The 23,501-nt window shown below is 70.7% G+C and carries 23 protein-coding genes and 1 tRNA gene; 8 read left to right on the top strand and 16 right to left on the bottom strand.

The annotated features are described in order from the left end of the window. Positions 1-45: 45 nt before the first annotated feature. Both OG254_RS20130 and OG254_RS20125 read right to left on the bottom strand, forming a co-directional pair. Complete coding sequence (locus OG254_RS20130; protein ID WP_405583608.1) at positions 46-2,577, bottom strand: ABC transporter permease; 2,532 nt, start codon at positions 2,575-2,577, stop codon at positions 46-48. Beyond that, positions 2,577-3,347 (bottom strand): ABC transporter ATP-binding protein, encoded by a 771-nt coding sequence (locus tag OG254_RS20125; protein WP_351194464.1) that lies wholly within the window; start codon positions 3,345-3,347, stop codon positions 2,577-2,579. Before OG254_RS20125 ends, OG254_RS20130 begins: the two co-directional genes overlap by 1 nt. A 393-nt stretch (positions 3,348-3,740) precedes the next feature. Here OG254_RS20125 and OG254_RS20120 point away from each other — a divergent pair. The 3 genes from OG254_RS20120 (at position 3,741) to OG254_RS20110 (ending at position 6,230) form a co-directional block, all read left to right on the top strand. Next, positions 3,741-3,824, top strand: a tRNA-Leu gene (locus tag OG254_RS20120). A 130-nt stretch (positions 3,825-3,954) separates the two neighbouring features. Next, positions 3,955-5,130: a 4-hydroxybenzoate 3-monooxygenase gene (locus tag OG254_RS20115; protein WP_405583606.1), complete on the top strand. Its 1,176-nt coding sequence runs from the start codon at positions 3,955-3,957 to the stop codon at positions 5,128-5,130. 203 nt (positions 5,131-5,333) lie between these two features. Beyond that, positions 5,334-6,230 (top strand): Bax inhibitor-1/YccA family protein, encoded by an 897-nt coding sequence (locus OG254_RS20110; RefSeq protein ID WP_405583604.1) that lies wholly within the window; start codon positions 5,334-5,336, stop codon positions 6,228-6,230. Between the two features lie 77 nt (positions 6,231-6,307). Here OG254_RS20110 and OG254_RS20105 read toward each other — a convergent pair whose 3' ends face one another. Beyond that, positions 6,308-6,538, bottom strand: a complete 231-nt coding sequence (locus OG254_RS20105) for a DUF4287 domain-containing protein (RefSeq protein WP_030049879.1) — start codon at positions 6,536-6,538, stop codon at positions 6,308-6,310. 94 nt (positions 6,539-6,632) lie between these two features. On the opposite strand from OG254_RS20105, the gene OG254_RS20100 reads away from it, so the two are divergent. After that, the gene (locus OG254_RS20100; protein WP_405583602.1) at positions 6,633-6,944 is read left to right on the top strand and encodes a hypothetical protein; all 312 of its coding nucleotides are present in this window, start codon (positions 6,633-6,635) and stop codon (positions 6,942-6,944) included. A 35-nt stretch (positions 6,945-6,979) separates the two neighbouring features. On the opposite strand, the gene OG254_RS20095 is transcribed toward OG254_RS20100, so the two are convergent. The 3 genes from OG254_RS20095 to OG254_RS20085 form a co-directional block, all read right to left on the bottom strand. After that, the gene (locus tag OG254_RS20095; protein WP_405595095.1) at positions 6,980-7,762 is read right to left on the bottom strand and encodes a hypothetical protein; all 783 of its coding nucleotides are present in this window, start codon (positions 7,760-7,762) and stop codon (positions 6,980-6,982) included. A 296-nt stretch (positions 7,763-8,058) separates the two neighbouring features. Further along, complete coding sequence (locus OG254_RS20090; protein ID WP_405583600.1) at positions 8,059-9,279, bottom strand: acetyl-CoA C-acetyltransferase; 1,221 nt, start codon at positions 9,277-9,279, stop codon at positions 8,059-8,061. A 344-nt stretch (positions 9,280-9,623) separates the two neighbouring features. Continuing rightward, positions 9,624-10,649, bottom strand: coding sequence for an SGNH/GDSL hydrolase family protein (locus OG254_RS20085; RefSeq protein ID WP_351194456.1), 1,026 nt, complete (start codon positions 10,647-10,649; stop codon positions 9,624-9,626). Between the two features lie 167 nt (positions 10,650-10,816). On the opposite strand from OG254_RS20085, the gene OG254_RS20080 reads away from it, so the two are divergent. Beyond that, the gene (locus OG254_RS20080; RefSeq protein ID WP_405583598.1) at positions 10,817-12,205 is read left to right on the top strand and encodes a cystathionine beta-synthase; all 1,389 of its coding nucleotides are present in this window, start codon (positions 10,817-10,819) and stop codon (positions 12,203-12,205) included. A 450-nt stretch (positions 12,206-12,655) separates the two neighbouring features. On the opposite strand, the gene OG254_RS20075 is transcribed toward OG254_RS20080, so the two are convergent. The 5 genes from OG254_RS20075 to OG254_RS20055 all read right to left on the bottom strand — a co-directional run bounded on the left by OG254_RS20075 (position 12,656) and on the right by OG254_RS20055 (position 16,473). Then, a complete protein-coding gene (locus OG254_RS20075) occupies positions 12,656-13,096 on the bottom strand; it encodes a hypothetical protein (protein ID WP_405583596.1) in 441 nt (146 codons plus the stop codon). An 81-nt stretch (positions 13,097-13,177) separates the two neighbouring features. After that, a complete protein-coding gene (locus tag OG254_RS20070; RefSeq protein WP_405583594.1) occupies positions 13,178-14,110 on the bottom strand; it encodes an ABC transporter substrate-binding protein in 933 nt (310 codons plus the stop codon). 26 nt (positions 14,111-14,136) lie between these two features. Beyond that, a complete protein-coding gene (locus OG254_RS20065; RefSeq protein ID WP_405583592.1) occupies positions 14,137-14,799 on the bottom strand; it encodes an ABC transporter permease in 663 nt (220 codons plus the stop codon). A gap of 1 nt (position 14,800) precedes the next feature. Further along, positions 14,801-15,442: an ABC transporter permease gene (locus tag OG254_RS20060; protein ID WP_405583590.1), complete on the bottom strand. Its 642-nt coding sequence runs from the start codon at positions 15,440-15,442 to the stop codon at positions 14,801-14,803. Next, positions 15,439-16,473 (bottom strand): ABC transporter ATP-binding protein, encoded by a 1,035-nt coding sequence (locus OG254_RS20055; protein WP_405583588.1) that lies wholly within the window; start codon positions 16,471-16,473, stop codon positions 15,439-15,441. The genes OG254_RS20060 and OG254_RS20055 overlap by 4 nt, the downstream gene beginning before the upstream one ends. Before the next feature lie 141 nt (positions 16,474-16,614). Between OG254_RS20055 and OG254_RS20050 the strand changes: the two genes are divergently transcribed. From OG254_RS20050 to OG254_RS20040, 3 genes are all read left to right on the top strand, one after another. Then, on the top strand, positions 16,615-18,135 hold the full coding sequence (locus OG254_RS20050; RefSeq protein WP_351194443.1) for an aromatic amino acid ammonia-lyase: 1,521 nt from the start codon (positions 16,615-16,617) through the stop codon (positions 18,133-18,135). Further along, entirely contained in the window at positions 18,132-19,064 is a 933-nt protein-coding gene (locus OG254_RS20045) for a MurR/RpiR family transcriptional regulator (RefSeq protein WP_405583586.1), read from the top strand. Before OG254_RS20050 ends, OG254_RS20045 begins: the two co-directional genes overlap by 4 nt. Positions 19,065-19,154: 90 nt before the next feature. After that, positions 19,155-19,742 (top strand): hypothetical protein, encoded by a 588-nt coding sequence (locus OG254_RS20040; RefSeq protein ID WP_405583584.1) that lies wholly within the window; start codon positions 19,155-19,157, stop codon positions 19,740-19,742. Between the two features lie 9 nt (positions 19,743-19,751). Here the strand turns inward: OG254_RS20040 and OG254_RS20035 are convergent, their stop codons facing one another. The 5 genes from OG254_RS20035 to OG254_RS20015 form a co-directional block, all read right to left on the bottom strand. Beyond that, positions 19,752-20,126 (bottom strand): hypothetical protein, encoded by a 375-nt coding sequence (locus OG254_RS20035; protein WP_147999682.1) that lies wholly within the window; start codon positions 20,124-20,126, stop codon positions 19,752-19,754. Between the two features lie 14 nt (positions 20,127-20,140). Next, on the bottom strand, positions 20,141-20,638 hold the full coding sequence (locus OG254_RS20030) for a roadblock/LC7 domain-containing protein (protein ID WP_405583582.1): 498 nt from the start codon (positions 20,636-20,638) through the stop codon (positions 20,141-20,143). A gap of 79 nt (positions 20,639-20,717) precedes the next feature. Further along, positions 20,718-21,512 (bottom strand): transcriptional regulator, encoded by a 795-nt coding sequence (locus tag OG254_RS20025; RefSeq protein ID WP_405583580.1) that lies wholly within the window; start codon positions 21,510-21,512, stop codon positions 20,718-20,720. After that, positions 21,509-21,901 (bottom strand): hypothetical protein, encoded by a 393-nt coding sequence (locus tag OG254_RS20020; protein WP_147999679.1) that lies wholly within the window; start codon positions 21,899-21,901, stop codon positions 21,509-21,511. The genes OG254_RS20025 and OG254_RS20020 overlap by 4 nt, the downstream gene beginning before the upstream one ends. A 181-nt stretch (positions 21,902-22,082) precedes the next feature. Continuing rightward, a complete protein-coding gene (locus OG254_RS20015) occupies positions 22,083-23,489 on the bottom strand; it encodes a diaminopimelate decarboxylase (protein ID WP_405595093.1) in 1,407 nt (468 codons plus the stop codon). Positions 23,490-23,501: the final 12 nt, after the last annotated feature.

Raw genomic sequence — 23,501 nt, 5'->3', positions numbered from 1 at the left:
CCCCCGTCGTGGGGAAGCCCGGCCCTTCGGTGTGCCGGGGCCCGGTTACTCGGCCTTGATCGCGTTCAGCATGTTCAGCCTCGCCGCGTTGCGGGCCGGCCACAGCGCGGCCAGGACGCCGACCAGTGCGGCCAGCACCAGGAAGATGCCGATCCGGTCCCAGGGCAGGACCAGCCGGTAGCCCGGGATCTGCTCGGCGATGGTCTCGCCGATCGCCCAGCCGAGGAACGAGCCGAGGCCGATGCCGACCACCGCGCCGAACACCGAGATGACCACGGCCTCCAGCCGGACCATCCGCTTCACGCGGCGGCGGTCGAGACCGATCGCCCGCAGCATGCCGATCTCCTGCTGCCGTTCGAAGACCGACATCGCGAGGGTGTTGACGACGCCCAGCACCGCGATGATCAGGGCCATCGCCAGCAGGCCGTACATGATGTTCAGCAGGGTGTTGATGGCGCCGCCGAACTCGCTGCGGATGTCCTGCTGGTCCATGACCTTGATCGCGGGGTTGTCGCCCAGCGCGTCGATGAGGACCTTCTCGCTCGCCGCGGACTCGCCGCCCTCCGTCTTCACGAAGATCTGCCGGATGTACGGCTTCGTCTCGTGCTCGTTCACCACCTTGGTGTCGACGAGGACGGGGGAGAGGAACTCGCTGTCCTTGTAGATGGCGCCGACCGTGAGCGTGGCCTTCTTCTCGTCGTCGAAGGTGACGTGGACGCTGTCGCCGGTCTTCCAGCCCTTGCTCTTGGCCGTCTTCTCTGCGACCGCGATCTGACCCTTGGCGAGCGAGTCGACGTTGCCGCTGACGACGTCGACGTTCAGGACCTGCTGGATGTCGCCCGGGGTGACCGCGGAGGCGGACACGTAGTCGTCCTTGACCTGGAAGTAGGCGTCCTGCTGCGGCGAGACCGCGGAGACGCCCTTGGCCTTCTCCAGCGCGGTCAGTGCGGACTGGTCGAGGTCCCCGCCGTTCGCCATCGAGACCATGTAGTCGGCCTTGATGTTGTCCGTGGTCATCTTGTCGATGGCCGTGCCGACCGTGATACCGAGCACCGACAGGCCGGTCACCAGCGTCAGACCGATCGCCAGCGCCGAGGCGGTGGCTCCGGTACGGCGCGGATTGCGGACCGCGTTGAGGCCGGCCAGCTTCCCGGCCACCCCGAAGGGACCGACGAGCAGCGGACGGACGAGCGCGATCACGGGCCGGGACAGCAGCGGGATCAGGACGATCACACCGATCAGCGCGAAGAACGCGCCCGCCCCGATGAGCATCCGGCCGTCGTCGCCGCCGGACGAGGCACCCAGCACGATCCCGACCGCACCGAGGGCGGTGATGGCCGCGCCGATCGAGTTGCGCACCACCAGCGACTTGGTGGTGGCCGCCGCGTGGACGCTGTTCATGGCCGCCACCGGCGGGATCTTCGCGGCCCGGCGGCCGGGCAGCCAGGCGGCGAGCATCGTGATCAGCACACCGACGCCGATCGCGGCGAGCACCGGTGTGGCGGACAGGACCAGCGGGCCGTCCGGAATCTTCATCTCGAACGCGGCCATGCCGGACCGCAGACCCACCGCAAGCCCGATGCCGAGGACGAAGCCGATCACCGACGCGACCAGGCCCACCACCGCGGCCTCGGCGAGCACCGAGCGGGTGATCTGCTTGCGCGACGCACCGACGGCGCGCATCAGGGCGATCTCCTTCGTGCGCTGGGCGACCAGCATCGTGAAGGTGTTGGAGATCAGGAAGATCCCGACGAACAACGCGATGCCCGCGAAGCCGAGCAGCACCTGCTTGAGACTGCCCATGCCCTGTTCGATCTGCTTGGCCTGCTCGTCGGCGAGCGCCTGGCCGGTCTTGGCCTCGGCGGTGTCCGGCAGCAGCGGCTTGACCGCGCTCAGGACCTTCGCGTCGTCCGCGCCGGGGGCGGCGCTGACGGTGGCCTCCTCGAAGTAGCCCACCTTGAGGTACTGCTTCTGGGCGACCGCGGTGTCGAAGAGGACGAGGCTGCCGCCGGCGTTCACGGCGCCGTCCTCGGTGGTGAACACGCCGCTGAGGGTGAACTCCTGCACCGGCCCGTTCGTGGCGACCCGGACCCGGTCGCCCACCTTGTACTCGCCCTTGGTCGCGGAGTCCTTGTCCAGGGCGATCTGATCGTCCTTCACCGGGCCGGAGCCGTCGGTGAACGTGTAGGCGGGGTCCTTGCCGTCCTTGCCGGGGGTGAAGTTGGAGCCCTTGTTGGACCAGCCGACGCCGATCAGTTTCCCGTCGGGGTCGGCGACCCCGGCGAAGCCGCTGACGCGGCCGTACACGGCGTCGACGCCGTCCACCGCGGAGATCTTGTCGAGGGTCTTCCGGGAGAGGCCGGGCTCTTCCTTGGCTTCGTCCGGGTTCGCGTACGAGGTGATGGCGACGGCGGTGTCGTCGTAGTTCTTCGCCGACTGGTTGCGGAAGGCGTTGGAGAGGGTGTCCGCGAAGACAAGGGTGCCGGAGACGAACGCGACGCCGAGCATCACGGCGAGCACGGTCATCAGGAGCCGGGCCTTGTGCGCGAACACGTTGCGCAGGGCTGTACGGAACATCAGCTGGTCCGGCCCTTCGCGTCGAACTGCTTCATGAAGTCGAGCACGTTGTCCGCCGTCGGCCGGTACATCTCGTCGACGATCCGTCCGTCGGCGAGGAAGATCACGCGGTCCGCGTACGCGGCGGCCACCGCGTCGTGGGTCACCATCACGACCGTCTGCCCCAACTCCCGTACGGAGTTGCGCAGGAAGCCCAGCACCTCGGCGCCCGAGCGCGAGTCGAGGTTTCCGGTCGGCTCGTCGCCGAACATGATGTCGGGCCGGGAGGCGAGCGCACGGGCCACGGCGACGCGCTGCTGCTGGCCGCCGGAGAGCTGGGCGGGGCGGTGCTTGAGCCGGTCCCGCAGACCGACCATCTGGATCACCGTGTCCAGCCACTGCTTGTCCGGCTTACGGCCCGCGATGTCCATCGGAAGGGTGATGTTCTCGAGCGCGGTCAGTGTCGGCAGCAGGTTGAACGCCTGGAAGATAAAGCCGATCTTGTCCCGGCGCAACTGGGTGAGCTGCTTGTCCTTCAGGGAGCCGAGCTCGGTGTCGCCGATGCGGACCGAACCGGAGGAGAAGGTGTCCAGTCCGGCCACACAGTGCATCAGCGTGGACTTGCCGGAGCCGGAGGGGCCCATGATCGCGGTGAACTCGGCCTGCCGGAAGTCGACGGAGACCCGGTCCAGGGCGACCACCTGGGTCTCACCCTGTCCGTAGATCTTCGACAGATCCGTGGCACGCGCGGCCACGGAGGTGGCCCGGTCTGCGATGGGTGCGGTGGTCACGAGTAGAACGCTCCTGAAGGGACGGCGGTGTGTTCGAAGGACGTGTCCATCGTCCCGGCCGGAGGACGCCGTGTAGTCCGTCCCTGTTCTGGTTCCGAAGGCAGACTGCGGATGGACCGGAGGCGGTCGTGTCATACCTGAGGATGACGGGCACCCCTGACACCTGTTCGGTTCGGGAACAGGTGGAGCGTCCTTGTTTGGACGGTGAAATTCCGTCATTCCGTATGCGCCGCCGACTGCCGCACGGAAGGCTATTGGCAAGTGCGGATGGCGTGTTCCGTGGGCTGATGCACCCTCAGACGTCAATAAAATAAGACAACATCGGTCCGCCCGTCCGCTGTTCGGGGGATGTATCCCGATAGGCTCGGGACCTCGATGCGGAGCCCATGGCCTGCCCAGATGGTGGAATGCAGACACGGCGAGCTTAAACCTCGCTGCCCCTTCGCGGGCGTGCCGGTTCAAGTCCGGCTCTGGGCACTTCCGAGACCCCTCTCTTGCTTCAAGAGTTCACCGCACCCGTTGACAGCGGGCGGGTGCGGCCGGAGACTCGCATCGAGATGTGGTGAATGAAACTTCACCATGCGAACGCTGAGAAGGGAAGCGACCGATGCGCACCACCGTCGGCATCATCGGAGCGGGCCCCGCCGGACTCCTCCTCGCGCGGCTGCTGCACGGCGTCGGCATCGACTCGGTCGTCCTGGAGAGCCGCGACCGCGCCTACGTCGAGCACCGCCAGCGCGCCGGAATCCTGGAGCAGGGCACGGTGGACGTGCTGCGCGCGGCCGGCGCCGGGGAGCGGATGGACCGCGAGGGGCTGCGCCACGACGGTATAGAACTGCGCCACGACCGTAAGCGCCATCGCGTCGACTTCCCCGCCCTCACCGGCGGCCGGTCCGTGATGGTCTACGCCCAGACCGAGGTCTGCAAGGACCTCATCGCCCTCCAACTCAAGGAGGGCGGCCCGCTGCTGTTCGAGGCCGAGGCGCTCGCGGTGGAGGACGCCGACACCGACAGCCCGCGCGTGCGGTTCCGTCACGAGGGCGTCGAGGACGTCCTGGAGTGCGACTACGTCGTCGGCTGCGACGGCTTCTGGGGTGTGTCCCGCAAGGCGATCCCCGCGGAGCTGGTCCGCGTCTTCGAGCGGACGTACCCCTTCGGCTGGCTCGGCATCCTCGCCGACGTCGCCCCCTCGCACGACGAGTTGGTCTACGCCCGCCACGACCGCGGCTTCGCCCTTCTGTCCATGCGGTCCCCGTCCGTCTCCCGCCTCTACCTCCAGGTCCCGGAGGGCACGGACGCCGGGGCGTGGAGCGACGACGGGATCTGGGACGAGCTGGAGCGCCGCTTCGAGACCGCCGACGACTGGCGCCTGGAGCGCGGCCCCATCACCCAGAAGTCGGTCACGCCCATGCGCTCCTACGTCCACGAACCCATGCGGCACGGCCGCCTCTTCCTGGCCGGTGACGCGGCGCACATCGTGCCGCCCACGGGCGCGAAGGGGCTGAATCTGGCCATTGGTGACGTCGTCACTTTCGCGCGGGCGCTGACGCACGAGAGGGAGACCCGTTCGGCGGAGCTCCTCGACGCCTACTCCGAGACCTGTCTGCGCCGCGTCTGGCAGGCCGAGCGGTTCTCCTACGACATGACGACGCTGCTGCACCGTGCCCCAGGTGCCACGCCGTTCGAGGACCGGATCCAGCGGGCGCGGCTGGAGCGGATCGCCTCGTCGAGGGCGGCCGAGACGGATCTGGCGGAGGGGTACACCGGGTTCCCGTTCGGGTGAGGCAAACGGATGATCTCCGGCCGGTTCCGGCCACGTCGCAGCTTGGTCATGAATGAGCCCCGTCGTGGCCGGGAATCACCCGGCCGCGTAGCGTGTTGGCCAGCACGACGAGGGAAAGATCCTCCCCAAGTACTAGGGTCAATCCTTTGCCAACCTATTACTCTTGAGCCAAGGCCCGCGCATGGCGGCCATGGAGGAGTGAAATGAGGAGCAGCAACCCGGTCTTCTCGCGACGGGGGTTCAGCCGCGACAACGGCTACGCGGGCTTCAACACCGCGCCGCAGGCCGGGGGCACCGCTGTCGGCACGCAGGGCGGCCCGTACGCCCAGCCGCAGGCCGGCAACCCGTACGCGCAGAACCCTTACGCCCAGCAGGACCTTCAGTACGGCGCACCGCCGCAGGCCCCGGCCACCACCGGCCGGATGACGTTGGACGACGTCATCCTGCGCACCGGCACCACGCTCGGCACCCTGATCGTCACGGCCGCCCTCGCCTGGGCGCTGCTGCCGGTCGACGACGCGAACATCAGCCGGTCCTACGGCATCGCCATCGGCGCCGGTCTGATCGGCATGGTCCTGGCGCTCGTCCAGTCCTTCAAGCGCAAGGCGACACCCGCGCTGATCCTGGCGTACGCCGCGTTCGAGGGCGTGTTCCTCGGCGTGGTCTCCAGCGTCGTCGACAACCGCATCGCCAGCGGTGCGGCCATGCAGGCGGTGCTCGGCACGATGGCGGTCTTCGCCGCGGTGCTGGTGGCGTACAAGGCAGGCTGGATCCGCGTCAACCGCCGCTTCGTCGGCTTCGTGATGGCGGCCGCGCTCGGCTTCATCATGCTGATGGCGATCAACCTGCTGTTCGCCGTCTTCGGCGGCGGTGACGGACTCGGCTTCCGCAGCGGCCCGATGGGCATCCTGTTCGGCGTCATCGGCATCCTGCTCGGCGCCTGCTTCCTCGCCCTGGACTTCAAGCAGGTCGAGGACGGACTCGCCTACGGCGCTCCGCGCGAGGAGGCATGGCTGGCGGCCTTCGGTCTCACCCTGACGCTGGTGTGGATCTACATGGAGTTCCTGAGGCTCATCTCGATCCTCAACAGCAGCGACTAGTCTGCGACGGTTTGCGGCAAGACGGCTTTGCAGCAAAGGGCCCCGGGTACGTACCGGGGCCCTTCGTCGTATGCGCGCTAGAGGAATTTGCGCGCCGCCCTCCTCAGGTCGTACTCGTGGACGATCGCCTTCGCGTGGCCGTACGCGAGGTCGTATTCGTGCCGAAGCCAGCTGACCTTCTCCTCGAAGCGGACGAGGGCCGGGCCTTCTTCTACGGTGCGCAGCCAGTCGGAGACTTCACGACCGGTGCAGTGGGGGATGCGGGCGAGCATGTTGCGGTGGGTCTCCTCGGAGAGGACGTGGGACATCGGCGCCTCCGGACGCAAAGGGGATGTAAGCCGGTCCTTCAGGTCACCGTGCCTGAGCGTTCGCCCGTTGGCAACAGTCGCGTACGCTCGCGGCGTGGTTGATACGACGCGTCTGACCAGAGCCGTGGATCACTTCGCCGACCGGTTGAGGGCGGCGCCGCAGAGCCGGCTGCAGCGGAACGGGGCCGCCGAGGCGCTGGCGCTGGCCAGAGAGTTGGCACGTCGGGCCCAGGTCCTGGAGGCGCCGGGGGCCGAGCCCCGGGTCATGCCCGATGCCGGGATGTTCGCGGCGGCCGACCAGATCACCGTCGCCGCCCACGACTTGGCGGTCGTACTGACGAGCGAGGGTGAGGTCGAGGACGCGGTGAGGCTGGTGGAGGAGGCGCAGAAGCGGGCGGGGGTGTGATCCCCCGGGAGTGCGCTCCCTGGCCGGCGTGATTTCTAGAGGGACGCTATGACCCGGTCGGCCAGGATGTAGACGTTCTCCTCGCCGCACGCGAAGGTCAGCGTGTACGCGCCCGAGATGCCCGAACCGCCCAGCAGTACCGGCGTCTCGCCGGCGCGCAGGGCCGCCGCCAGGCGTTCCGCCGTCTCGCGGTGGCCCGGGGTCATGCACAGGGTGGTGCCGTCGGCGAAGACGTAGACGTCGAGGGTGCCCAGGGGGCCGGGGCGGACGTCGGTCAGTTCGGTGGCGGAGGAGGCCAGGTCCTCCAGGGTGGCCACCGTGCGCTCGTGGTCGTTCACCACCGGTGACGACGTCGGGACGAAGTCCGGGTGGGAGGGGTGACGGCGGCGGGCCGCGGCCAGTTCGGGGGACTCCCCGGCGAACTCGTCGGGCTCCGCGGTCGGCTCGGTCACCGGCTCCAGGTGCTCCAGGCCCGCGAAGTCGGCCTGGCGGGGCAGGAACAGCTCGCTGTCCGACAGCCCCAGCAGCGTGGGCGCGTCCGAGGCGTCACGGGCCTCCTGGGCGGCCCAGAAGGCGCGCGCCTCGGCCAGCTCCCGCTCGCGTTCCTCGGCGAGCGCCTCGGCCACGGCGGCGCGTATCTCATCGGCCTCCGCGGCGAGGCGGGCCTGCGGGACGAGGCCGCGGGCCGCGGCGGCGTTCTTCTGTGCCAGCTCGGCGTGCAGGGCCGCGACCTGCCGGCGCAGCACCAGGACGGTGCGCAGGACGGCGACGCCCACGGCGCCGGTGGCGGCCGTGGTGAGCAGCAAGGCGATCGGCATGGCGCTCACTGACGTACTCCCGGTTCAAAGTCGACCCCCGACTTCCTACATCAGCTTGAAGGGCGGACTATCCAGCTGTCAGTGCGTAACGTCACGAAACGGGCAGGGTTTTGGGCCTGGGGTTTGGTGCTGAAACAGCTCTGACCTGCGTATATCCCTCCGCGAAGGGAGATAGGTCACATCCTGGGGGAGATTGGATCACAAAACGGCCCAGAACCTTGGAGTTTCCCGGGTTCTGGGCCGAACGCTCACGCTGGGTCGTGAGTTGACTACCTAGGGGCTCGAATCGGCCCGTTTCAGCTCAGGCGCTCGATGACCATCGCCATGCCCTGGCCGCCGCCGACGCACATCGTCTCCAGACCGAACTGCTTGTCGTGGTGCTGGAGGGAGTTGATGAGCGTGGTGGTGATGCGGGCGCCGGTCATGCCGAAGGGGTGGCCGACGGCGATGGCGCCGCCGTTGACGTTCAGCTTGTCGATGTCGATGCCCAGGTCGCGGTAGGAGGGGATCACCTGGGCGGCGAACGCCTCGTTGATCTCGACCAGGTCGATGTCGTCGATGGTGAGGCCGGCACGGCGCAGGGCCTGCTGGCTGGCCTCCACCGGGCCGAGGCCCATGATCTCCGGGGACAGGCCGGAGACGCCGGTGGAGACGATGCGGGCGAGCGGGGTGAGGCCGAGCTCGCGGGCCTTGGTGTCGGACATGATCACGAGTGCGGCGGCGCCGTCGTTGAGGGGGCAGCAGTTGCCGGCGGTGACGAGGCCGTCGGGGCGGAAGACCGGCTTCAGGCCCGCCACGCCCTCGATGGTGACGCCTGCGCGGGGGCCGTCGTCCTTGCTGACGACGGTGCCGTCGGGGAGGGTCACCGGGGTGATCTCGCGCTCCCAGAAGCCGTTCTTGATGGCTTCCTCGGCGAGGTTCTGCGAGCGGACTCCGAACTCGTCCAGTTCCTGGCGGGTGATGCCCTTCATGCGGGCGAGGTTCTCGGCGGTCTGGCCCATGGCGATGTACGCGTCCGGGACGAGGCCGTCCTCGCGCGGGTCGTGCCAGGTCGTGCCCTCCTGCTGGGCGACGTCAGCCGTGCGGGCCTCGGCGTCGGCGAAGAGGGGGTTGTGCGTGTCCGGGATGCTGTCGGAGTTGCCCTTGGCGAACCGGGAGACCGTCTCCACGCCCGCCGAGATGAAGACGTCGCCCTCGCCGGCCTTGATGGCGTGCAGGGCCATGCGGCTCGTCTGGAGGGACGAGGAGCAGTAGCGGGTGACCGTGCAGCCCGGGAGGTGGTCCATGCCCATCTGTACGGCGACGATGCGGCCGAGGTTGTTGCCCTGTTCGCCGCCGGGGAGGCCGCAGCCGAGCATCAGGTCGTCGATGTCGCGCGGGTCCAGCTCGGGGACCTTGGCGAGGGCGGCCTGGATGATCGTGGCGGTGAGGTCGTCGGGGCGCAGGTCTTTGAGGGAGCCCTTGAAGGCGCGGCCGATGGGGGAGCGGGCGGTCGAGACGATCACGGCTTCGGGCATCACGGCTCCAGTGGCATACCGGGGGTCGGGCAGGGGCTGTGATGGAAGTTACCCGTACGTATGGGCGAGGTCACTGCCGTGGGGGTGTGACCCTGACCGCAATTTTCTAAGCGCTTGCTTTCCTCGCCCCCGCCGCCCCTACCCGTCCCGTCCCCGGGGGCTGCCGCCCCCGGACCCCCGCTTCGGCCCTGAAGGGGCCTCGTCCTCAAACGCCGGACGGGCTGAAGTCAGCCCCTCTGGGGGTCCCCCCTGCTCGAAGAGCTTGGGGGAGTTTGAGGAGCGGGGTCTGGGGCGGAGCCCCAGAAGGATGGGACGGGTAGGGGCGGCGGGGGCGAGATCCTGGTTCATGGTGACGGCGTCGCCGGGGCCCTCTCCGGTTCCGGTACCCGGCGGCGTCGGCGGCGTTTCAAGAGGGCCCAGGGGCCCTTGGGGCCCGTCGGCATGGCGGCCGTGACCTCCGTGCCCGCCTCCGAGGCCGCCTCGGCCGCTGCCCGGGCCACCGGGAGGAAGCCCTCGCGGCGGGTGGCGTCGGGGCGTTCCTCTTCCGCCGGCCACAGGCCCAGCGTGGCGCAGACCGTCGGGAGGACTGCCATCGCCGCCGTGGCGTAGCCCTCCGCCGAGGGGTGGTAGTTGTCGGGGCCGAAGAGTTCCCTCGGGTTCGCCTCGAATTCCGGGCCGAGGAGGTCGCCCAGCGACACCGTGCGGCCGCCCTGCTCGATCGCGCCGATCGTCTGGGCGGCCGCCAGTTGGCGCGAGGCCCGGCGAGCCAGCCAGCGCAAGGGCTGCTGGACCGGTTCGATCGTGCCCAGGTCGGGGCAGGTGCCGACCACCACCTCCGCGCCCGCCGTACGCAGGCGTCGTACCGCCGAGGACAGGTGGCGGACCGAGCGCGTGGCGGGCATCCGGTTCGTGACGTCGTTCGCGCCGATCATGATCACGCAGACGTCGGGCACGAGGGCGGGGTCGGCCAGCACCAGGGCCACCTGGCGGTCCAGGTCGTCCGAGCGGGCACCCGGCAGGGCCGCGTTGCGCAGGAGCACCGGGCGTTCCGCCACCGCCGCCAGCCCCGAGGCCAGCAGCGCGCCCGGCGTCTGGCCCGCCCGGTGCACGCCCTGGCCCGCGGCCGTCGAGTCACCCAGCATCGTCAGCCGCAGCGGCCCTTCGCCGGGGGTCTCGTAGAGGTGGCCGTACCGGCCGTCGGCGTTCGGCACGTGGTTGCTGGTGCCGTTGCCGACGTGCCGCCTCGCCATCCGCACCTCGGCCAGCACCAGACCGACGGCCGCGGCGCCGGCCAGACCGATGCCGCCTCCGCCGTACGCGGCGCCCGCCGCGATCCGTCGGGCAACCCTTGCCCTCGACATCCTCGTCATGCGTCGACGCCACCTCCTCATAGCCGTACATCAACTGCTTGCCCCGCACCGACCGTGGCCCAATCCCAACGGCGAGTGAACTGGGCTTCACCAGCCCCGGTCCGGCCACAGGGCCTAGGCTGGCGTAACCACTACGACCACCCTTTTTGCAGCATCCGGAGACAACGGTGCATTTCCACGACTCGATGATCAGTCTCGTCGGCAACACCCCGCTGGTGAGGCTCAACAACGTGACCAAGGGCATCCAGGCCACAGTCCTGGCCAAGGTCGAGTACTTCAACCCGGGCGGTTCCGTGAAGGACCGCATCGCCCTGCGGATGATCGAGGCCGCGGAGGAGAGCGGCGCGCTCAAGCCCGGCGGCACCATCGTCGAGCCGACCAGCGGCAACACCGGGGTCGGGCTCGCGATCGTCGCCCAGCAGAAGGGGTACAAGTGCATCTTCGTGTGCCCCGACAAGGTCAGCACGGACAAGATCAATGTGCTGCGGGCCTATGGAGCCGAGGTGGTCGTCTGCCCGACCGCCGTGGATCCCGAGCACCCGGACTCGTACTACAACGTCTCGGACCGGCTGGTGCGGGAGACGCCCGGTGCCTGGAAGCCGGACCAGTACTCCAACCCCAACAACCCGCTCTCCCACTACCACTCCACCGGCCCCGAGCTGTGGGAGCAGACGGAAGGGAAGATCACCCACTTCGTGGCGGGCGTGGGGACCGGCGGGACCATCTCCGGTACCGGGCGCTATCTGAAGGACGTCAGCGACGGCAAGGTGAAGGTCATCGGCGCCGACCCCGAGGGCTCCGTCTACTCGGGCGGCTCCGGGCGGCCGTATCTCGTCGAGGGCGTCGGTGAGGACTTCTGGCCGACCGCCTACGACCGGACCGTCGCCGACGAGATCGTCGCCGTGTCCGACAAGGACTCCTTCCAGATGACCCGGCGCCTGGCCCGTGAGGAAGGGCTGCTCGTGGGCGGGTCGTGCGGGATGGCGGTCGTGGGCGCGCTGCGGGTCGCCGAGCGGCTGGGCCCGGACGATGTCGTGGTCGTGCTGCTGCCCGACAGCGGCCGTGGCTACCTCAGCAAGATCTTCAACGACGAGTGGATGGCCGACTACGGCTTCCTGGAGGACGAGGGCCCGAGCGCGCGCGTCGCCGACGTCCTCAACGACAAGGAGCACGGCGCCATCCCCTCCCTCGTCCACATGCACCCGGACGAGACGGTCGGCGAGGCCATCGAGGTGCTGCGCGAGTACGGCGTCTCGCAGATGCCGATCGTGAAGCCGGGCGCCGGTCACCCGGACGTCATGGCCGCCGAGGTCGTGGGGTCCGTCGTCGAACGGGAGCTGCTCGACGCCCTGTTCACCAAGCGGGCCTCCCTGGAGGACCCGTTGGAGAAGCACATGTCGGCGCCGCTGCCGCAGGTCGGCTCCGGTGAGCCGGTCGAGGACCTGATGAAGGTGCTGGGCGAGGCGGACGCGGCGATCGTGCTGGTCGAGGGCAAGCCGACCGGTGTGGTCAGCCGGCAGGACCTGCTGGCCTTCCTGGCCAAGGGCGGGAAGTAGCGGCGAACCTGCGGTGAACGAGCCGTGTCCGCGGCGAACTTGCGGTGACAGGGGCCGCTCGGAGCGACGCGGAACTGGTACGAGCGCGTCACGTCCGCGCAGCACCGGCTTAACACGGGTCCGGCACATTAGTGGGTGTCGGCAGGGCGGGAGCGGCTCCCCGCCCTAGCCGACGCCGAACGGCGCCAAGGACCTCCGGAGCGGCTCCCGGACCTCCATGGACGCCAAGGACGCGCAAGCCCGGCCCTGACCCGGCCCGCGTCCCTCGCGGGGACCGCCGTCGTCCCGCCCCCCGGAAACGGGGGTGCGGCGGTCCCCGCGCACATCTTTCTGAGCACCCGACGTTGCGGACGCCGTCCGGGGGCTACGCCCCCAGACCCCCGTGTCGGCCTGAACGGCCTCGTCCTCAAACGCCGGACGGGCTTGGGACGTTGCACCATCCCGGGAAGTTCAGTCCTCCCAGCGGTCCTCGTGCTTGGCCGACTTGCGGCGCCAGCCCCGGAACAGGCCGGGGTTGGTGCGCGCCGCCTGGACGACGTTCACGCCGACGATGCCTGCCCAGGCGACCAGCAACCCGGAGATGTCGGCTACGCCGCCGCCGATCGCCGACAGCGGGATCGCCAGCACCAGCGAGACGATGCCGAAGCCGAAGCGCTCACCGAAGGAGTCCGTCGGCTTCGGTGACCGCGAGCCGCGGGCCACCACCATCTGCTGCTCGGCCATCTGCCGCCGCATACGGCGCTCGACCGCCCCGTCGATACGCTGGTCGACCTTCTCCATGAACGAGTCGACCAGCGCGGACTCGTAGTCGTCGCCCAGTTCCCTGCGTGCGTGCAGGGTGGCGTTGAGTTCCTTCTTGAGCTCGGTGTCCCGCGCGTCCATTCCGGTCATAAGCCAAAGGTAAGCAGCCCGGGAGTGGACCGCACTGGGGTTAGCCCCCCTGTTGGTCAGGGGGTGTACGGCACTGCGCCGCTACTTCACCAGCCCCTGCTCCTTCGCGTAGGCGTTCGCCACGTCTTCCGGGTCCTTCTTGTCCTTGTCGACCTGCCGGTTCAGCTCGGTCAGCTGGGCGGTGGTCAGGGCGTTGCCGAGTGCGGCGAGGGCCTTGCGGACGGTGGAGTCGGCCTTGCGGTCGGCGATGAGCGGGACGATGTGCTGGCCGGGGATGAGGTTCTTGGGGTCGGTCAGCACCACCCAGTCGTTGGCCTGGATGTCGGTGTCGGTGGTGAAGAGGTTCGCCACGTCCACGTCGCCCTTCTTCAGGGCGCCCTTGACCAGCGGACCGGAGGAGTCGAGGGACTTGAATTCCTTGAACTCCACCCCGTAGACCTCCTTGAGGCCCACCGCGCCGACCTCCCGCTTCTTCACCTCGGGCGCCGCGCCGATCACCAGCTTGCCGTTCTGCTTCTTCAGGTCGGCCAGCGACGTCAGGCCGTACTTCTCGGCCGTCTCGCGGGTGACGGCGAAGGCGTCCGAGTCCTCGGCCATGCCGTACGGCAGCACCTGGAGGCCGCTCGGGAGGGCGATGGTGAGGGCGTTCTGCATCTCGCCCTCCTCCGTCGCGGTCGCCTTGGGTGCGACGTAGTGCAGCAGGGCGCCCTGGTACTCGGGGAGCAGGTCGATGTCGCCGCCCTTGAGGGCCGGGATCAGGATCTCGCGGGTGCCGAGGTTGGGGCGGACGGTGACCTTCACGCCGGCCGATTCCAGGACGGCCGCGTACAGGTAGCCGAGCACCTGGTTCTCGGTGAAGTTGGCCGTGCCGATGGTGAGGCCGCCCTTGCTGGAGCCGCCGCCGCCGGAGGTCGAGCCCTGGTTGTCCAGGGAGGTGATGCCGCCGGAGCAGGCAGCGAGGGCGGGGACGGAGGCCGCTGCGAAGAGGCCGCCGAGGAGAGTGCGTCGATTCATCGAACGTCGGTTCATCGAGGGGGTCCCTAGGCAGTGCGGTGGCGGAAGAGGAAGCGCTGGAGGGCGGCGAGGAGTAGATCCAGGGCTACGGCGATCACGGCCACCAGCACCGCGCCGCCGAGCACCTGCACGAGGTCGCGCTGGGCGAGGCCGTCGAAGACGTAGCGGCCCAGGCCGCCGAAGGAGACGTACGCGGCAATGGTGGCCGTGGCCACGACCTGGATCAGTGCCAGGCGCAGGCCCGTCATGATCAGGGGGAGGGCGAGCGGGAGTTCCACCTGGAAGAGGACCTGGTGGGCGCGCATGCCCTGGCCGCGTGCCGCGTCCTTCACGTCCGGGTCTACGGCCGTTATCCCGGCGTAGGTGTTGGTGACGATCGCGGGGACCGCGAGGGCGACCAGCGCGACGTAGACCGGGGTCATGGACAGGCCGCTGGCCAGGAAGACCAGCACGACCAGACCGACGGTCGGCAGGGCGCGGCCGAACGACGCGAGGTTGATCGCGAGGAAGGCGCCCTTGCCGGTGTGGCCGATCAGCAGGCCGAGGGGGAGGCCGATCGCCGCCGCGATGAGCGTGGCGAGCAGGGAGTACTGGAGGTGCTCGGCCAGGCGGTGCGCGATGCCGTCGGGGCCGGCCCACTGCTCGCCGCTGGTCAGCCATACGCCGAGGTTCTTGAAGAGTTCGTACATGTCAGGCTCGCCGCCTCCGCCAGGGGGTGAGTACGTACTGCAGGGCGACCAGCAGAGCGTCCGCGACCACGGCCAGGAGCAGTGTGAGGACCACTCCTACGATCACCGGGGTGGGGAAGTTGCGCTGGAAGCCGTCGGTGAAGAGCTGGCCGAGGCCGCCGTCGCCGATGTAGGTCGCGACCGAGACCAGGGAGATGGACATGACGGTCGCGATCCGCACGCCGGCCATGATCACGGGGAGCGCCAGCGGGAACTCGACCGTCAGGAGCGTGCGCAGGGGGCGCGTGCCCATCGCCTTCGCGGCCTCCTTCGCCTTCACGGGCACCGAGTCCAGGCCCTCGACCGTGTTCCGCAGCAGGACGACCAGGGTGTAGACCGTCAGGCCGATCACGGTCGTGGTGCGGGTGAGGCCCGAGACCGGGAGCAGGAGCACGAAGATCGCGATCGACGGGATCGTGAACAGGACGTTCGACAGGCCCAGCAGGAAGCCGCGCAGGGGGCGGATCCGGTGGGCGATCACGGCGAGCGGGAGGGAGATCAGGACGCCGAGGAAGACGGCGGTGAGCGCGGCCTGGAGGTGGGAGATCGTCAGGGTGGTGAGGTCGTCCGTGTGGTCGCCTATCCACGACCAGTCGATGGTCATGCCCTCACCCTGGCTTCCGTGTGCGCCTGGCCCGCGTGCTCGTGGATGTCGTCGCGGGACGAGACACCGGTGAGGATGCCGTCGGCGTCGACGCGGGCTATCAGGCCGGTGGGGGAGGCGATGGACTCGTCGAGGGCCGCGAGCAGGGAGTCGCCGTCCCGGAGCGGCCGTACGGGGATCTCGGTGTCCTTCGACGCCCAGTGCAGCGGCTTGTTCGCCTCGTCGAGCACCAGGCTCCAGGCGCCGCCCTCCGGTGCCGGGCCCTGCGGCACGTCCGCGAGGGTCCTCAGGCTCAGGAGCTTCAGGCCGCGCTCGGCGCCGAGGAAGTCGGCCACGAAGTCGTCGGCGGGGCGGGCGAGCAGCTCGGCGGGGGAGGCGCACTGCACGAGATGGCCGCCGGTGCGGAAGATCGCGATCTGGTCGCCGAGCCGTACGGCCTCGTCGACGTCGTGCGTGACGAAGACGATGGTTTTGTTCAGCTCCTTCTGGAGTCTGAGCAGTTCGTCCTGGAGCTGGGTGCGCACGACGGGGTCGACCGCGCCGAACGGCTCGTCCATCAGCAGCACGGGCGGGTCGGCGGCGAGCGCGCGGGCGACGCCGACGCGCTGCTGCTGGCCGCCGGAGAGCTGGTGCGGGTAGCGCTTGCCGGCGTCGGGCGCGAGGCCCACCGTCTCCAGCAGCTCGGCCGCGCGGGCCCGGGCCTTCTTGCGGCCGTGGCCCAGCAGCAGCGGCACCGTGGCGACGTTGTCGAGCACCGTGCGGTGCGGGAACAGGCCCGCCTGCTGGATGACGTACCCGATGGAGCGGCGCAGCTCGGCGGCGTCCTGCCGGGTGACGTCCTTGCCACCGACCCGGATGGTGCCCGAGGTCGGTTCCACCATCCGGTTGATCATCCGCAATGTGGTCGTCTTGCCACAACCGGAGGATCCGACCAGGACGGTCACGCCGCCCTCCGGCATCTCCAGGGAGAGATCGTGGACAGCTGTCGTGCCGTTGGGGAAGCGCTTGTGGACCGCGTCGAACTGGATCATGAGATGTCCCTTGCCCGGCTGTATAACGTCATGCAGAGTTCTCGGTAGCTGAATAGGTTGTCAACGGGTTGGTGTAAATCCGAAGTAACGGATGACCGAAGAGCAAGATCAGATGTCCGGATTGAGGGGAGTTTGGGCCTTATGTCGTCTCGGATCGTGGACACGCTGGGAGTGGTGTCTTCCGCTGGGCACACCGGCCTGGTCGTCCTCGACGGGATCGGGCTCGGCGTCGAGGACGTCGCGCGCCTCGCCGACGGAACCGCGCGGCCGGTCCCCGCGACCGACGCGATGAAGCGGGCCGAGGAGTCCTGGGACGCCGCCCGCCTCATCGCCGCGACCGGCCGTGTCTACGGCCGCTCCACCGGTGTGGGCGCCAACCGGAACGAGGACGTGCCCACCGACGCCGCCGCCGAACACGGCCTGCGCCTGCTGCGCAGCCACGCCGGCGCCATCGGCGAGGAGCTGCCGGCCCGGCAGGTGCGGGCCATGCTCGCCGTACGCGCCAACCAGCTGCTGGCCGGCGGCGCCGGTCTGCGCCCCACCGTCATCACGGCGATGTGCGAGGCGCTGGAGAGCGGCGCCCACCCGGTCGTGAACGAGTTCGGCTCGGTCGGCACCGGCGACCTCGCGGCGCTGGCCCAGACCGGCCTCGCGCTGGCCGGCGAGCATCCCTGGCGCGGCTCCGGGGCCCCGCAGCCGCAGCCGCTCGACAACAACGACGCCCTCGCGTTCATCAGCAGCAACGCCCTCACCCTCGGCCAGGCCGCCCTCGCCCTGCACGAGCTGCGCGGGCTCGTCGCCGCCACCCAGGTCGTCGCCGCCCTGTCCCTGCTCGCCGTCGACGGGTCCCACGAGGCGTACGCCGCCCCCGTGCACACCGCCCGGCCGCACCGGGGCAGCACCGAGGTCGCCCGCCGGATGCGGGAGCTGATCGGCGCCGAGGACCGGCCGACCCCGCCGCTCGGCCGCATCCAGGACCCCTACGGCTTCCGCTGTCTGCCCCAGATCCACGGGCCCGCGCACGACGCCGCCGACGGCCTGGAGGAGGTGCTCGCGGTCGAGATCAACGCGGCCGCCGAGAACCCGTTCATCTCCCCCGAGGACATGGCCGCCTACCATCACGGCGGCTTCTACCAGGCCCAACTCGCCCTCGCCCTGGACCACTTCAGGCTGGCCCTGACCCAGGTGGCCCGGCTGTCGACGTCCCGGCTGTCGACCCTGAACGAGCCCGGCTACACCCGCCTGAAGCCCTTCCTCGCCGACAACGAGCCCGCCTCGTCCGGCGTGATGATCCTGGAGTACGCCGCCGCGGCCGCCCTCGGTGACCTGCGTGCCTTCTCCGCTCCCGCCTCGCTCGGCCACGCTGTACTCTCCCGGGGCGTGGAGGAGCAGGCCAGCTTCGCCTCGCTCGCCGCGCGGCAGACACTGCGTGCGTGCCGGGCGTACCGTCTCGTCGTCGGCTGTGAACTCGTGGCCGCCGTACGGGCGTTGCGGCTGCGCGGCCTCAAGCCCGACCCTGAGCTTCCGGTCGGCCGGGCGATGGCGCTGGCCGAGTCGGTGCTCGACGACGACCTGGCCGACCGGCCGCTCACCGACGACGTGACGGCGGCGGCCGCACTGCTGGACCGGTTCACGGAGATCTGGAGGGGGAGCGCCGCATGAGCGCGGACAGGGACACGAGCGTGACGTCCGACGGGACGTCGAGCGGGACGTCGGACGGGGCGTCCCATGAGGCGCCCCAGGGGGCGTCCCACGGGGTGGACAGCCCCGCCGCGCGGCTCCAGGCGCTCTTCGAGGGGCACCGGCTCACCCCGACCCAGCGGCGCATCGCGCACAGCATGGTGCGGCGGGCCGCCGACGTGCCGTTCCTGTCCAGCGTGGAGCTGGCCGAGCTGGCGGGCGTCAGCCAGCCGTCCGTGACCCGCTTCGCCGTCGCCCTCGGCTTCGACGGCTACCCGGCGCTGCGCAGGCACCTGCGCGAGGTCGCGCCCGTGGAGCAGGCGGCCGACGCGGGCTCCTACAACGAGTACCAGCAGGCCGTCGAGGCCGAGATCGAGAACCTCCGGCACCTGGCCGAGGTGCTCGCCGACCCGCGCCCGGTGCAGAAGGCGGGGCGGCTGCTCGCCGCCTCGCGCCCCCTGCCGGTGCTCGGCCTGCGCGCCGCCGCCTCCCAGGCGTACGGCTTCTCGTACTTCGCCGCCAAGGTGCACCCGGACGTACGACTGCTGCACGAGGGCGGCACGATGATCCAGGACCGTATCGACGCCGCCGTACGCGCCGGCGCGAGCGCCCTGCTCTGCTTCGCCCTGCCCCGGCATCCGCGCGAGGTCGTGGACACCCTGGCGTACGCCAAGGAGGCCGGGCTGACGGTCGTGACGGTGGCCGACTCCGCGTTCGCGCCGGTCGCCAAGGTGTCCGACCTGCTGCTGCCCGCCGCCGTCGGCACGGGCCTCGCCTTCGACACGGCCTGCGCGCCGATGCTGCTGGGCCGGGTCCTGCTGGAGGCGATGTGCGACGACCTGCCGGACGCGCAGGCGCGACTGGAGGAGTTCGACGCGGGGGCGGCGGCGCGGGGGCTGTTCGTCGAGTGACCTCTCGACCGCGTTCTTAAGGCTCGTCTCACGTTGGCTGGCTAGCGTGCGCGCACAGCAGCTGGACAGATGTGGGACGGGAGGCTGGACGTGACACGCGGTGGAGGGCAGGGCCTGGCCCGGGTGGCCGTCGTCGTACGGGCCGGGGCGGCGCCGCTTTGGTGGCTCGGGGTGTTCGCGGCGGGCATCGGCGTACTGGTGCCGGGCATCACCGGCCGAAGGATCGGCGTCATGGCGGGCGCCGTGCTGTTCATGGTGACGACGGTCGTGGTGGCGTCCGTGCGCCGCAAGCGGTACGCCGAGCTGATCCGCTCGGCCACCCGCGCCGGCAAGCACGACGTGCTCCAGGACCGCGCGGTGGCCGTCCGCAACTGGCGCCGGGGGCACCGCTGGTGGCTGGTCCTGGCCTTCCTCGCCGCGCTGGGCAGCGCGTTCGCGGCGCCGGCGGCCGGCGGGATGCTGCTGGCGGGGTGCGGAGCGGGGCTCCGGCTCAAGGCGGCGTGGCTCGGGCGGCGGGAGCGGGCCGACGGTGCCCTGCTGTGGGTGCGGGTCGACTGGCTCGACGGCCGGGGCGGCCGCCCCGTGGGCAAGGGTGTGAAGGGCTACCGCAGTACGGGCATCGCCGCGGGCGACGCGGCCCCTGGCGGGGCCCGCCGCCGCGCCGCGGCGCTGGTGTAGCGGCCTGCGTCAGACCTCCAGGTCCTCCTCGATCTTCTTCAACTGGTGCCGGGCCATCGCCAGGTTGGCGCGCTTGGCGTCGAGGACCAGGTAGAGGAAGAGGCCGTTGCCGCCGCGCCCGGTGATCAGCCGGATGAGGTGGTAGGCGTCGCTGAGGGTGATCAGGATGTCCTCGATGCCGCCCTTGAGGCCGAGGTGCTCCATCGTGCGCATCTTGGCGCGGACGACGTCGGTGTTGCCGGCGGCGGCGACATTGAGGTCGAAGCTCTTGCTGCCGCCCAGCGTGCCGAGCGCCATCCCGCTGGTGTAGTCGACGAGCGCGACCCCGGTCGCGCCCTCGATCGATGCGAGGCATTCCTTCAGCGTGGTCTCGGTGTTGGCCATGACGTGTCTTCCTCTCAACTTTCGGTAGTGGTGCGCGCGTTGGCGGTGGTGCGTGCCGAACGCGCGGTTTTCGTGCGGGTGGGCATGGGTTTGGCGGCGTCCTTGGCGGAGCTCTTGGCAGGGCTTCTGCGCACGGGCGTCGCCTCCGCGTCGACGAGCTCCCCGATGCGGGCACCGGCCCGCCGGCCCTCCAGATGCAGCCGGCCGACATTGACGCCGTCCGTGGCGAGCAGCGTCAGCACGGCGGTGCGGCCCGCCGCGTACGTCGCGACATAGCCGTCGGTGCCGCGGATGAGCAGTTCCCGGAAGTCGCCCCGGCCGGTCGCGTCCGCCACCCGCACCGCGACGCCGAGTGCGGCGGCGGTCAGCGCGGCGAGGCCGTCCGGTTCGACGCCGGGTGTGTCATGGGCGAGGACGAGGCCGTCCACGCCGGCCGCGAGCGCCCCGGTCAGCTGAGGCACACGGGCTCTGAGCCGGCGGAACTCGTCGAGGATCGGGGCCTCGGCCGCCATCAGGTTTCTCCTCTCGGCGCGGGACCGCTGCGGTGGGCGAGGCACCCCGTCCGGCTCGCGGTCCTCGAAGGGTTTGCGGTCAAAGGGCCTCCAGCGCATCCCTGACCCTCTTCAGCAGCGCGACGTAAGGGTCGGCGGCGGCGTCGTCGGGCACGGGATCCGGAGCGGGCGGTGGCTGCGGAGACACGAGCCCCGCCGCGGCCAGCCGCCTTATGTGCACCAGCGTGTGGAACGCGGGCCGGCCCAGCACCCGCGCGATGTCCGCGGCCCGGCGAACGCCGTCCACCCGCTCCAGTACGGCCGCCTGCCGGGACGGCACCATCGGTGCCGCGACCGGGTCGGCCCGGATCAGGGGAGCGCCGTCGGTCGCCGGGTCGGGCCAGATACGGCGCAGCAGCGCGCGCCGGCGCAGCGTCTCGCGCTCCAGCTCGGCGACCGGCACCGGATGCACCGAGGCGAGCCAGTGCGCGACGCCGTAGCGGAAGCGACCGGGCGTGCTGCTGGGGGCGAGCGCGAAGTACGCGGCGTCGTACAGGGCGCTCACCTGGGCCAGCTCCAGCGAGCCCGGCGTGATGCCGTACCGCAGGAGCCGCCCCTCGTCGGCGCTGTCCTCGATCTCCTGCCAGGACTCGGCGTCGAGGGCGCCGTGTGCCGTCAGGAGCATGCCGAGGCTGGGCGCGAGCGGGCTCTCGGCGTGCACGACCCGGCCCTCGGCCAGGTGGAGCGTGCCGTGCTCGCGGTCCAGGACGCCGGTGGCCCGCTCCTCGGCGAGCCGGGTCAGCATCGGTGAGACACCGCCCCCGGCCTGCTTCAGAGCCGTCTGCCGGTCCCGGACCGGCAGACGCGGCGGCGGGGTGGCTTCGACCACGGTCATCCCAGCACCAGCCGTTCGGCCATCTCACCGAGCCGGATGCGGGCCAGCGCGAGATTGCCGTCCGCGCGGGCCAGCCACAGGTACAGGAACACGCTGCTGTCGAACGACGTCGGCACGAACCGCAGCACGTGGTAGCTGTCCCGGTTGCTGAGGATCAGGTCCTCGACCGGCGGATCCACCGTGCCCGTGCCGTCCTCGGGTCCGAACGCCCCCTGCTCGGCGGCCAGCCGCGCCAGCTCGGCCGCCTCGGCCGCCGCCGTCTCGTGATCGCCGCCGGGGGGATCGCCCACGGTGCCCAGGGCCAGCCCGCTGGTCCAGTCGACCAGCGCGGCGCCTCGCGCACCGGGCAGCCGCATCGTCTCCAACAAGCACTCGTCGATTCCGGGCACCGTCGCTCCCCTCCCGCCTCGGGGTTCGGCTGAGTGACGGCCAAACTACGCAACGTGTGTGCGGCGAGTGAGCGTTCGGGCATTTTCCAGTGGAACATGCCCGCAGTGACTAAGGTGGGTCAACTGGCCCTGTTTTACGTCCAGTTGATCACCTATGGCCTACCGCTGCGCGGCGGGTGCGTCAACGGCTCCTCGGCGCCCGCAGGGTGGTGAGCGAGGAGGCGTGCGCCCCTCCCGATTCGGCCACGATCTCGTCGAGCGACTGCGGCTCACGCACGGTCGCGAAGGTGATGCCCCCGGCGCCGTCCCCGGCGTCCTTCGGTACGAAGCCGTAAACGCCCGGCCGGGCAAGGGAGTTGTACGCGTAGTGGTGCGCGAAGTAGTACGCCCCCGTGTCCAGCGCGGCCGCGAAGTCCCCTTGCTCCAGCAACGGCAGCGCGGCCCCCTCGGCCAGCAGATCCCCCGAGAAGCACGCCGGCCCGGCCACGTCCTGAACCACCGCCAGCCCTTCCTTCGGGTGTCCCTTGCCGTCGTACACGGCGATCCGCAGCGGCCAGCTCCCCGGCGCGTACACCGTTCGCGTGGCCACCTGCACGCCCGCGTGCGTGACCGCCACCGCCCGCCCGCCCGCGCTCTTGGCGTACTCGACCCGCGCCACGATCGTCCCGTGCTTGGCCAGCAGGGACCGGCCGAACTCGGTCACCAGCCCGTACCGCCCGTCGAACAGTCCGGGCACCGCCTCGCTCAGCAGCCGCGCGTACTGCGCGTAGGTCGGCGTGGTCGCGTCCGAGGCGAAGTTCACCGGCAGTCCGCCGCCGATGTCGAGCGTGTCGATCTGGCGCCGCCCGATCCGCCGGTTGATCTCCTCGGCGAGCGCGTACGCCTCCGCGACCCCCTGGGCCAGCAGTGACAGCGGGATGCCCTGCGAGCCGGTGTGCGCGTGCAGTCGGGTCAGCCACGGGCGGTCCTGGTACGCCCGTACGACCCACTCCCACGCCCCCTCGTCGCGCAGCGCCACCCCGAACTTCGAGGTCGCCGTGGCCGTGGACGTCGCCCCGATCGAACCCGCGCCGACCTGCGGATTCACCCGGATCCCGAGCGGCGAGCGGCTGGCCGCCGACCTCATCAGAGCGTCGATGCGGTCCAGCTCCTGCGGGTTGTCGGCGTTGACGGCGATGCCCAGCGCCAGCGCCTCGCGCAGCTCGGCCGGAGTCTTGGCGGGCGAGTCCAGGACCGTCGCCTCCGGGCCCACCCCCGCCGCCCGCGCCAGAGCCAGCTCACCCGGGCTGGCCACCTCCGCGCCGATGCCCTCCTCGCGCAGCAGCCGCAGCACCGGCACCAGCGGGGTCGCCTTCACCGCGAAGGCGTGCAGCACGGGTGTGCCCGGCGCCGCCACCGCGTCGAACGCCGCCCGCAGCGCCGCCGCCGACTCCCGGATGCCGGTGACGTCGAGCAGGCCGACGATGGGGGTGCCGGGCCCGAGGAGCCCCTGCTCCACGGCCGCCCGCACCGCCTCGTCGCGCCGGGCCGCCCGGTCCGCGTCGTACGCCGGGATCTCGATTCCGTTGCCCACAACATCCCCCGTCATGTCGTTGTACGA

The sequence above is a fragment of the Streptomyces sp. NBC_01092 genome (assembly GCF_045039535.1).
Taxonomy (GTDB): domain Bacteria; phylum Actinomycetota; class Actinomycetes; order Streptomycetales; family Streptomycetaceae; genus Streptomyces.
The sequence above is the reverse complement of the archived record's forward strand: the minus strand, read 5'-3'. Positions and strand labels throughout refer to the sequence as shown.